This is a genomic window from Kitasatospora sp. NPDC054795 (assembly GCF_053611565.1).
In genome coordinates this window covers 56,471-67,135 of the sequence record NZ_JBSHAP010000033.1, presented here as the reverse complement: position 1 = coordinate 67,135, position 10,665 = coordinate 56,471, and the positions used below count along the sequence as shown (strand labels likewise).

The following is a 10,665-nucleotide window of genomic DNA, read 5'->3' as shown; positions in this document are numbered from 1 at the left end:
GTGTGCCCGGCCCGGCCCGCCGTCGGGGCGGATCAGTCGACGATCTCCATCTGGCCCATCATGCCCGCCGAGGAGTGCTCCAGCATGTGGCAGTGGTACATGTAGCGGCCGAGGTAGTCGGTGAAGGTCGCCTGGACCCGGACCGAAGTGCCGGGCGGAAGCGGCACGGTGTCCTTCAGGCCGGCGTCACCGGGCAGCGGTGGCCGGCCGTCCCGGTCGAGCACCCGGAACTGCGCCAGGTGCAGGTGGAAGGAGTGCTGGATCGGACCGTACTTGGTGGCGCTGTCGCCGTTGGTGACCGTCCAGATCTCGGTGGCACCGCGGCGGACCCGCTGGTCGACCCGGTCCGGGTCGAAGGGCAGGCCGTTGACCAGGCCGGTCGGCGTGCCGTTCAGGTCGAAGGAGAGCGTCAGCTCGCGGTGGACCGTGGCCGGCGGCAGCTCCGGCAACGGCCGCAGCGTGGCCGGCACACCGCTGCGGTCGCGCGCCCGGCGGTCCACCGCGAACTGCAGCACCGGCTCGATCCGGTCGTCGCCGGTGTACTGGCCCTGGTTGGTGAGCGCCGCCCTGCTGCCGACCGCCAGCCCGGAGAAGTCCACCACCAGGTCCACCCGTTCACCGGCGGCCAGCGGGAAGTCCGTCCCGGTCCGGTCGACCGGCGCGGGCAGCAGACCGCCGTCCGAGCCGATCTGGAGGACCGGCAGGGAGCCGAAGTTCAGCTTCAGGAACCGCAGGGACGAGCTGTTCAGCAGGCGCAGGCGGTACTTGCGGGCGGCCACCGGGAAGTACGGCTTGGAACGGCCGTTGACCAGGATCACGTTCCGCTTCGCCGGATCGCCGTGGACCAACTGCCCCGCGGCGTCGAACTCGGCGTCGCGGATCGCGATCGGCACGTCGTACTCGTCCCTCGGCAGGTCGAGCCGGCGCTCGTCCCCGCCCTCGATCAGGTAGAAGGCGTGCAGGCCGCGGTAGACGTGCTCGGCCTCCGTGTGGTGGCTGTGGTCGTGGTACCAGAGGGTGGCGCCGGGCTGGCGGTTCGGGTACTCGTAGCGGCGCTCGGCGCCCGGGTCGATCAGCTGCATCGGGTGGCCGTCGCTGTCGGCCGGGACGTGGCCGCCGTGCAGGTGCACGTTGACGGCCTCCGGCAGCCGGTTGCGGTAGGTGACCAGCACCCGGCGGCCCTCCCGGGCCCGGATCGTCGGGCCGACGAAGCTGCCGCCGTAGGTCAGGCAGCTGGTCCGGACACCGGGGATCAGCTCCAGGTCGGCGGCCAGGACGTCGAGCCGGTAGACGTCGGTGTCGCCGGTCCGCGCCACCGGCCGCAGGGTAGGCGGCACCGGCATCCGCACGGAGAACGGCCCGGTGGGCCTCCCCCGGCCGTTCGGCGCGGGGGGCAGCGGGTCCCCGCCGGCCATGGCGCCCACCGGCAGGCCCACGCCGGTCACCGCCGCGATGCCCGCGAGTCCCAGGAATCTTCGTCTGTACAAGGTGTCCTCCCCACGTGGGTACCCGTGCGTGTGCACGGGCTCGCTGCTGGTGTGTCAGGAGTAGGTCACGACCGCGCGGAAGCGGACCTCGCCGCGTTCGACCCGTTCGAGCGCCTCGGCGACCCGCTCCTTGGGGAAGGTCTCGATCAGCGGCGTGACAGCCCCGGACGCGACCAGGTCGAGGGCCTCGGTGAGCTGGTCGAGGCCGTTGTGGGTGGCACCGATCACCTGCTGGCGCTGCGCCCAGAACGGGCTGGTGGGCGGGATCGTGAAGGAGTCGACCGGGTCGATGGTGGCGAGCACGATCCGGCCGTTCGGGCGCAGTCCCTGGAGGGTCTCGGTGGCGGCCCGGTAGGAGGTGCCGGTCACCAGGACCACGTCGGCGCCGCCGGCCGCCCGCAGCTGCTCGCCGTCGGCGACCACGTGGTCCGCGCCGAGCGTGCGGGCCAGCTCGTGCTTGTCCGGCGAGCGGGTGACGGCCACCGTCTCGAAGCCGGCGGCACGGGCGAACTGCACGGCGAGGTGGCCGAGTCCGCCGATCCCGAGGACGGCGACCCGCTCGCCCGGCTCGGGGTTCGCGGCGCGCAGCGCGCTCCACGCGGTGTACCCCGCGCACAGCACGGGCGCCGCGGCCTCGTACGAGAGGGCGTCCGGCAGCAGCACCGTGCTGGCGGCCGACACCGCGACGTACTGCGCGTGACCGCCCTGCACGGTGAGGCCGCTCATCACCGACTCCGGGCAGTTCATCCCGGACTGCCCGGTGAGCGGGAGGTTGAGCCGGCAGTAGTCGCACCGGCCGCAGGTCGCCTGCACCCAGGTGGTGCCGACCCGGTCCCCGACCCGGCGGGTGGTCACTCCCGGACCGACCTCGACGACCTCCCCGGCGGCCTCGTGACCGACCACCACCGGGTCGAGCGGCGGGAAGGGGAAGACACCCTGGCTGACCCAGAGGTCGTTGTGGCAGACCCCGCAGGCGTGGACCCGGATCAGTACCTGACCCGGACCTGCCGTGGGGGTGGGGATCTCGCGCAGTTCCCAGCGCGCCTTGGCCTCGGGTACGACGGCTGCCCACATCGGACGGACCTCCCTTTCGTGTCAGCGGTTTCGCGGCGTGAGGCGGACCGGGAGGGTCTGCACGCCGTTCATGATGAAGGTGACCTGCGGCGCCAAGTCCTTCTCGGGGACGGCGAGTTCGATGTCGGGGAAGCGCCGGAACAGCGCGGCGAGCGCGATCTCGGCCTCCATCCGGGCCAGCGGCATGCCGATGCAGCGGTAGACGCCGTGGCCGAAGGAGAGGTGCTCCTTGTCCGACCGGGCGGCGTCGAAGGCGTCCGCGCTGTCGCCGTGCACGGTGCGGTCGCGGCCCACCGCCGCGAAGTTGATCAGGACCGGGTCGCCCTTGGGGATGACGACGCCGCCGATCTCGATGTCCTCCACCGCGAAGCGGAAGGGCAGATGGGCGACCGGCGCCTCGACGCGCAGGGTCTCCTCGATCACGTCCGACCAGCTCACCGCGCCGCTGCGCAGCAGCGCCAGCTGGTCGGGGTGGGTGAGCAGGGCCCGGGTCGCGTTGGCGAGCAGGTTCATCACCGGCTCGGTCCCGGTGGCGAGCAACAGGTGCAGGGTGCCGACCAGTTCGGAGTCGTTCAGCCGGGATCCGTCCTCCTCCTGGGCCTGGACCAGGTCGCTGGTCAGGTCGTCCCCGGGGCTGCGGCGCTTGGCCTCGACGAACTCCTGCATCTCCCGGTGCCACTGCTCGACGTTGGCCGCCGACTCCTCGGGGGTGAGGGTGGTGTCGATGTTCGCCTCGCCACCGCGCAGCATCTGCGCGCGGTCCTCGGCCGGCACTCCGAACAGGTCGCAGATCACCCGGGCGGGCATCGGGCGGGCGAAGCGGGCCTTGAGGTCCAGCACCTCGCCGGGTTCGCAGCGGCCCAGCTCGTCCAGCAGCTCGTCGACGGCCTTCTCGACCTCGGCCCGCATGGCCTCGACCCGGCGCGGGGTGAAGGCCCCGGCGGTCAGCCGGCGCAGCCGGGTGTGGTCGGCGCCGTACCGGGTGGTGAGGTTGTCCATCAGCACCCAGCCGATGAGCGGGAAGTCCTCGCCGATCCTGCCCTCGGCGAAGGCCGTCCAGTGCTGGCGCGGGTCCTTGGACAGCCGGTGGTCGGTGAGGGCCTGGCGGGCGATGTCGTGGTCGGTGATCGACCAGCCGAGCACGCCGCCGGGCAGTTCGATCCGGGCGACCGGGCCGTTCGCCCGGATCCGCGCGCCCTCGGCGTGGATGTCGTGTCCGGCGGGGTCGATGACGACGGGTTCGGGGATTGCCATGGGGATCCTCCGGGCGGTCGGTGGGAACGGCGGGCAGGGCATGCCGGACAGGGCCGCTCGGTGCGGCCCTGTCCGGTGGGGCGCCGGCTACAGGTAGAGGGTGTTGGGCCCGAGACCGCAGGCGACCCGCCCGTACAGTTCGAGGTTGGTGTTGGGGTGCAGGATGCCGTGCAGGTTGAGGGTCTGGACGTCCCGCTCGATGCGCTGGATCGGGACGGTGGTGTAGATCGAGGAGCCGCCGCTGGCGGTGTTGAGGATGTCCACCGCCTCCTTGGTGCGCGAGCAGACGGCACCGAGGTCGAGCCTGATCCGGGCCCGCTCCTCCAGGGTCCATTCCTCGCCGGTGGGGCCCTTGGTGTCGATCAGGGCGGCGGCGCGGTGGGCGTGGAACTCCACCTCGTCGATCCTGGTGATGGCATCGGCCACCTGGAGGTGGGTCACCGGGGCCTCGGCCTGGTTGGCGTACTCGGTGTAGCTGATCTTCCGGCCGGGGAGCCGCTCGAAGAACGCCTCCTTGGCGGCCTTGGCCAGCCCGAGCGCCGGGGCGGCCACCGTGGCGCACGCGGTGGGCATGAACGGGGCCCGGTAGATGGGCGATTCGGCGTTCGCCAGGGAGCGGTGCCGGCCCTGGAGCACCGGGACCATCGGCAGCACCCGCGGCTCGGGGACGAACAGGTCGGTGGCGACGGTGGTGACGCTGCCGGAGCCGCGCAGGCCGGTGGTGTGCCAGTCGTCGACGATCTCCAGGTCCGCCAGCGGAACGGCCACCATGATCGGCTGCGGCCCGTCCGGGGTCATCAGCACGGCCGCATTGGTGTTCCAGGAGCTGTGCAGCGCGCCCGAGTTGAACGTCCACTTGCCGTTCAGCAGCACGCCGCCCTCGACCGGCACGGCGACCGCGGTCGGGCTGAGGATGCCGCTCACCCGCACGCCCGGGTCGGCGAAGATCTCGTCCTGCACCTCGTCCGGGAACAGACCGGCCATCCAGGAGCTGATGGCGTAGACCGCCATGACCCAGGCCGTGGAGCCGTCGCCGCGGGCCAGCTCGGCGATCACGTCCACCGCGGTGCGCATGTCGGATTCGTAGCCGCCGTAGCGGACCGGCACCCGGATCTGCAGCAGTCCGGAGTCCGTCAGCGCGTTCAGCGTCTCGTCGGACAGCCGCCGGTGCTCCTCGTGCCACAGCGCGTTCTTCTGCAGCAGCGGCACCAACTCGGCTGCACGGCTCACCAGTTCTTCCCGGGACGGGGATTCCTTGGCAGTCATCGGGGGCTCCTCCGAAGTGGGCGGCCCACGCGGAACGGGTTGGCCGTCCGGGCCGCGGTCGTTGATCGGCCCTGTCGAGGCTGGCAGCCGGGCGGGATGTCCGCATCTCCCGGATTGCGGCGCGTCCGGAGCGTGTCCAGGCCACCCCGGCGTCCAACGATCCATCGCAATCGGGAAGTTGTCACCCGTCGTGGGCCGGTGTGAGGCTGGCCGTCACCCGGCCGCCGTGATCGCGGCCGGGACCACCGGAGAAGGAGAGAGCCATGTCCGCCACTCCCCCGCCCAACTCCCCCGAGGCGTCCGCGCTGCGCGCCGTTCCGGAGCGGATCGTCGCGGCCTGGGCCGCCCAGGACGCCGACGGCTTCGCCGAGGTCTTCACGGAGGACGCGACGCTGATCCTGCCCGGCGACATCTACCTGACGAGCCGCCAGGCGATCCGCGCCTTCATGACCCAGGCCTTCGCCGGCCCGTTCAAGGGAACCCGGGTCACGGGCGAGCCGGTGTCGGTCCGCCCGCTGGCCGCGGACGTCGCCGTACTGGTCACCCAGGGCGGCGTGCTGGCCCCCGGGGACACCGAGGTGACGGCCGAGCGGGCGATCCGCGCGACCTGGGTGCTGGCCCGTCAGGGCTCCGACTGGCGGATCGCCTCGTACCAGAACACGCCCATCGCCGCCTGAGACCCGGCGGGCCGGTCCCGGCCCGCGCTGCCCGCACCTCCGATCCGACCGTCCGCTGAGAGGACCCGGCATGCGCCCCTTCCGTATCGACATCCCGCAGGAAGCCCTCGACGACCTGGACCGCCGGCTCGCGGCGACCCGCTGGCCCGGTGAACTGCCGGGCGTGGGCTGGCAGCGCGGGGTTCCGCTCGGCTACCTGAAGGAGCTGGCCGAGTACTGGCGCACCGGCTTCGACTGGCGCAAGGCCGAGGAGCAGCTCAACGCGTTCCCGCAGTTCCTGACCGAGATCGACGGCGTGGACATCCACTTCCTGCACGTGCGCTCGCCGGAGCCGGCTGCCACACCGTTGATCATCACCCACGGCTGGCCCGGCTCGGTGGTCGAATTCCTGGACGTGATAGGACCGTTGACCGACCCGCGGGCGCACGGCGGCGATCCGGCCGACGCGTTCCACGTGGTCATCCCCTCGCTGCCCGGCTACGGCTTCTCCGGCCGCCCCCGGGAGACCGGCTGGGACACCGCCCGGGTCGGCCGGGCCTGGGCCGAGCTGATGCACCGCCTCGACTACGACCGGTACCTCGTCCAGGGCGGCGACTGGGGCATGCCGGTCTCCCTCCAGCTCGGCCTGGCCGATCCGGCGCACGTCGCCGGCGTCCACCTCAACATGCTCGCCACCTTCCCGCCGCAGGACCCGGCCGAGTTCGCGAACCTGGACGGGGCGGACCTGGCCAGGCTGGAGTTCGCCGCGCACTTCGAGCAGGACGGGGCCGGCTGGCGGAAGATCCAGTCCACCCGGCCGCAGACCGTCGGCTACGGCCTGACCGACTCGCCGGTGGGCCAACTCGCCTGGATCGTGGAGAAGTTCAAGGAGTGGACGGCCGCGGAGACGGCGCCGGAGGACGCGGTGTCCCGCGACCGGCTGCTGACCAACGCGGCGATCTACTGGTTCACCGCCTCCGCCGCCTCCAGTGCCCAGCTCTACTACGAGTCCAACCGGCTGGACTCCGACTTCATCCGTACCTGGGCCGGCCCGTGGCCGCTCGCCGCGCCGGTCGGGGTGGCCGTCTTCCCGCAGGACGCCGTCCGGCCGATCCGCCGCTGGGCCGAGCGGATCCTCCCGACCCTCGCCCACTGGTCCGAGTTCGAGCGCGGCGGGCACTTCGCCGCGCTGGAGGAGCCCGAGCTGTTCGTCGGCGACGTCCGGGCGTTCGCGCGCCGGGTGCGCTGACCGCCGTCCATCCCTCGTGGCGGCCGGGGAGCCGGTCCGCCACCTTTCGTCCAGGCCCGGGTCGAGCAACGACACCGAGCGGAAACGGAGTTGCCTTGTCCGTCCTTCTGAAGACCCGCGGCGCCGGGCGGCGCCGTCGCCGAACCCCGGGCTGGCTGGCGTTCACGGCGCTGGCCGCCGTCTCGCTGGCGATCGCGCCCGGCATGGCCGCCCCCGACCCGGCCGCCGCGGGCACCGAGAACGCCCGGGGCGGCTACGACCGCCGGGTCCACCCACAGGACTGGGCCCTGTCCAACGGCGGTCTGACCAACACCAGGAACGTCACCCGGACACCGATCAACTCACACAACGTCAAGAACCTCAAGGTGAAGTGGCGCCTTCCGCTGGAGGGCGACCCGACCTTCGCCGGCATCATGGCGTCCAATCCGATCGTCGTGGGCGACACGGTCTACCTGATCAGTCTCAACTCCGACGTCACCGCGGTGGACAAGGAGACCGGGAAGGTCCGCTGGAAGCGCGTCTTCAACAGCCCCTCGGTCGGGCCGAACGGCGTGGCCTACGCGCGCGGCCTGCTCTTCGGCACGACGTTCACCGGCGTCTTCGCACTCGACCCGGCGACCGGCCGGACCGTCTGGTCACGGGAGCTGATCGCCTCCGGCGAGGGCGGCATCGACGTCGCTCCCCAGGTGTACGAGGACACCGTCGTGGTCAGCACCGTCCCGAACACCTTCGGCAAGTACGTGCCGGGGGCCATGGGAACCATCTTCGCGCTGGACACCGCCACCGGGAAGCCGCGCTGGAGCTTCAACACGGTCAAGGACGGCGACCTCTGGGGCCACCCGGAGATCAACAGCGGCGGCGGGACCTGGTTCGCGCCGGCCCTCGACGACCACGGACGGCTGTTCGTCGCCGTCGCCAACCCCGCCCCGCTCCCCGGCACCCCCGAGTACCCCAACGGCAGCAGCCGGCCGGGCCCCAACCTCTACACCAACTGCCTGCTGGCGATGGACAGCAGGACCGGGAAGCTGCTCTGGTACCAGCAGACCGCGCCGCACGACCTGCGGGACTACGACCTCCAGGACCCCCCGATCGTGACCACCGCGACGGTCCGCGGCAAGCCCACGGAGATCGTGGTGGCGGCGGGCAAGATGGGCAAGGTCTACGCCTACCGGGCCGACGACGGAACCCCGCTGTGGACCCTGCCGGTCGGCACCCACCTGAACGACGAGGGCCCGCTGCCGGACACCCCGACCACCGTCCTGCCGGGCATCATCGGCGGGGTGGAGACGCCGATGGCGCTCTCCCGCGGGCGGCTCTTCGTGCCCTGGGTCGACAATCCCGCCAAGCTCGACTCCCGGGGCGGGCTGCAGCTGCCCGACTACACCGTGGGCCGGGGCGGCCTCACCGCCGCGGACGTGGCGACCGGCAAGGTGCTCTGGCAACGGGACCTGCCGCAGATGGCGCTCGGTGCCGCCACGGTGGCCAACGACGTGGTCTTCACCTCCACCTTCGACGGCCAGGTCTACGGCTTCGACACCACCACCGGCGCGACCCTGTGGACGGCCAGGACACCGGCCGGCATCATCTCCTTCCCGGCCGTGAGCGGCAACCTGCTCCTGGTCGGTGCGGGCGCCCCCGCGTTCTCGACCAAGCCGTCGTTCGAGCTGATCGCCTACTCGCTCTGACCCGCCCCCGCGTACCGCCCCGCCCCTGACGACCCGACGGCCACCGGCCCGGCATCCACGCCGCGCCGGTGGCCGTCGTGCGTGCGTGCGCGAAGCGTGCCGTGCGCGCGGCCGCTGCGACGGTCGCGCGACGTCCGGCGGGACGGCACGACGGAAGAACTCCGGCGGCACGACGGAAGAACTCCCGAAAATTCTCCCGCTCGATGTCGATCCGCGGCACCCGGCTCCGTCTACCAAGTGCCGGGCCTGGACCCCGGCCGTCGGGGCTCCGAGCCTCGACACGGTCGCGGTCGCGGGGGACGGAGTGGACGCCCTCCCCGGCGACCGTCGGCTCCGGACGCAGCAGGGAAGGGGGCCGGCCGAAAACTACCAGGAGTGACTGCGAGGCCGGCTGTCCGGACTCCGCTCCCCACCGGGACGGCAACCGCGCAAGGCCCGTCACCGGTACGCCGGAGCGCCCGGGACTTCTCGCGTCGTGCGGTGCCCAGTAGGCCCCACGGCCCCGATCCGGACTTCCTTCCACGGCCTTCACATACCGCCTGACCTGCGCATTTCCCGACCGTGCCGGTGAACCCACGGCCGTCGGTGAGCACCCGGGCGGTTCTTGACCATGCTTCGTGGACGCTGCTACACATCGACCCGTCGCCGACCTCACCGGGGCGGCGGATCTTCTGTGGGCACGACCGTGGAGGAACCGTGGCGCAATCACCCACCGTACTGGCCGACGGGCTGGACTTCCCGACCAGCCTCACCTTCGACGACGCGGGCCAGGTGTACCTGGCCGAGTCCGGACTGCCCTTCGGGGGCGCCGCCCCCGGCGGCCGGATCTGGCGTCTGGGCCCGGGAGCCGACACCTCGTCACGCACCCTGATCGCCGACGGCCTGGCAGCCCCGGTGACCGGACTGCTCTGGCACCAGGACCACCTGTACGTCTCCGAGGGCGGGGCCGGCCGGATCGTCCGGATCGGCCCGGACGGGCAGCGGGCCGTCATCGTCGACGGCATGCCGGGGCCCGGCAACTACCACATCGACATGGCCGTGGCCGGCCGGGACGGGAAGCTGTACTTCGCCCAGGGCGCGATGTCCAACCTGGGGATCATCGGGCTGGACGCCTACGAACTCGGCTGGCTGGGACGCCTTCCGCACTCGTACGACATCCCCGGCCTCGACATCGAGCTCACCGGCTTCAACGTGACCACGGACGACCCGCTGGCCGGCCGGGACGGCGCGCGGACCACCACCGGCGCGTTCGTCCCGTTCGGCACCGCGACCCGTCCGGGGCAGCGGATACCGGCCGGACTGCCGTGCAGCGCGGCCGTGCTGCGCTGCGACCTCGACGGCGGCAACCTGGAGCTGGTGGCCTGGGGGATGCGCAACGCCTTCGGCCTGGGCTTCCTGCCGGACGGCCGGCTGCTGGCGGTCGACCAGGGCGCCGACGACCGCGGCAGCCGGCCGATCGGCAACGCCCCCGACCTGCTGTTCGAGGTGCGCGAGGGCGCCTGGTACGGCTGGCCGGACTTCATCGGCGGCATCCCGGTGACGGACCCCGCGTTCAAGCCCACCCGCGGCCCGCAGCCGACCTTCCTGCTGGCCAACCACGGCGAACTCCCGCCGCCCGAGCGCCCGGTGCTCGACTTCGAGTCGCACGTCGCGGCCACCAAGTTCGCCGTGGCGCCGCCGCGCTCCCCGCTGGCCGGGCAGCTGGTGGTCACGCTGTTCGGGGACGAGGCGCCGATGACCCTGCCACCGGGCGGCCCCCAGCTGGGGCGCGACCTGCTGCTGGTCGACCCGGCCGACTGGTCCACCCGGGGCCTGCCGTCCGGTCCCGAACTGCACCGGCCGATCGACGTCGGCTTCGCGCCGGGCGACGACGCGCTGCTGATCCTGGACTTCGGCGAGTTCGAGATGACCGACCACGGCGTCGAGTCCCGGCGGGGCACCGGCCGGCTCTGGCGCTGGGCGGGCTGGGACCGCTCGTAGGACGTCATCCCTCC

General features: G+C 72.5%; 8 protein-coding genes. 4 read left to right on the top strand and 4 right to left on the bottom strand.

The window, feature by feature from the left end; translation table 11 throughout:
- Positions 1-32: 32 nt before the first annotated feature.
- The 4 genes from ACWGJO_RS14680 to ACWGJO_RS14665 all read right to left on the bottom strand — a co-directional run bounded on the left by ACWGJO_RS14680 (position 33) and on the right by ACWGJO_RS14665 (position 5,081).
- The gene (locus ACWGJO_RS14680) at positions 33-1,487 is read right to left on the bottom strand and encodes a multicopper oxidase family protein (RefSeq protein ID WP_452183793.1); all 1,455 of its coding nucleotides are present in this window, start codon (positions 1,485-1,487) and stop codon (positions 33-35) included.
- A gap of 54 nt (positions 1,488-1,541) precedes the next feature.
- Positions 1,542-2,561 (bottom strand): alcohol dehydrogenase catalytic domain-containing protein, encoded by a 1,020-nt coding sequence (locus tag ACWGJO_RS14675; protein WP_452183791.1) that lies wholly within the window; start codon positions 2,559-2,561, stop codon positions 1,542-1,544.
- 21 nt (positions 2,562-2,582) lie between these two features.
- Positions 2,583-3,815, bottom strand: a complete 1,233-nt coding sequence (locus tag ACWGJO_RS14670) for a cytochrome P450 family protein (protein WP_452183789.1) — start codon at positions 3,813-3,815, stop codon at positions 2,583-2,585.
- 87 nt (positions 3,816-3,902) lie between these two features.
- Entirely contained in the window at positions 3,903-5,081 is a 1,179-nt protein-coding gene (locus ACWGJO_RS14665; RefSeq protein ID WP_452183787.1) for an acyl-CoA dehydrogenase family protein, read from the bottom strand.
- A gap of 263 nt (positions 5,082-5,344) precedes the next feature.
- On the opposite strand from ACWGJO_RS14665, the gene ACWGJO_RS14660 reads away from it, so the two are divergent.
- The 4 genes from ACWGJO_RS14660 (at position 5,345) to ACWGJO_RS14645 (ending at position 10,651) form a co-directional block, all read left to right on the top strand.
- Positions 5,345-5,758, top strand: a complete 414-nt coding sequence (locus ACWGJO_RS14660; RefSeq protein ID WP_359912889.1) for an SgcJ/EcaC family oxidoreductase — start codon at positions 5,345-5,347, stop codon at positions 5,756-5,758.
- A 70-nt stretch (positions 5,759-5,828) separates the two neighbouring features.
- The gene (locus tag ACWGJO_RS14655; RefSeq protein WP_452183785.1) at positions 5,829-6,986 is read left to right on the top strand and encodes an epoxide hydrolase family protein; all 1,158 of its coding nucleotides are present in this window, start codon (positions 5,829-5,831) and stop codon (positions 6,984-6,986) included.
- A 95-nt stretch (positions 6,987-7,081) separates the two neighbouring features.
- On the top strand, positions 7,082-8,671 hold the full coding sequence (locus tag ACWGJO_RS14650) for an outer membrane protein assembly factor BamB family protein (protein ID WP_452183783.1): 1,590 nt from the start codon (positions 7,082-7,084) through the stop codon (positions 8,669-8,671).
- Positions 8,672-9,367: 696 nt separating this feature from the next.
- The gene (locus ACWGJO_RS14645; RefSeq protein WP_452183781.1) at positions 9,368-10,651 is read left to right on the top strand and encodes a PQQ-dependent sugar dehydrogenase; all 1,284 of its coding nucleotides are present in this window, start codon (positions 9,368-9,370) and stop codon (positions 10,649-10,651) included.
- The last annotated feature ends 14 nt before the right edge of the window (positions 10,652-10,665 follow it).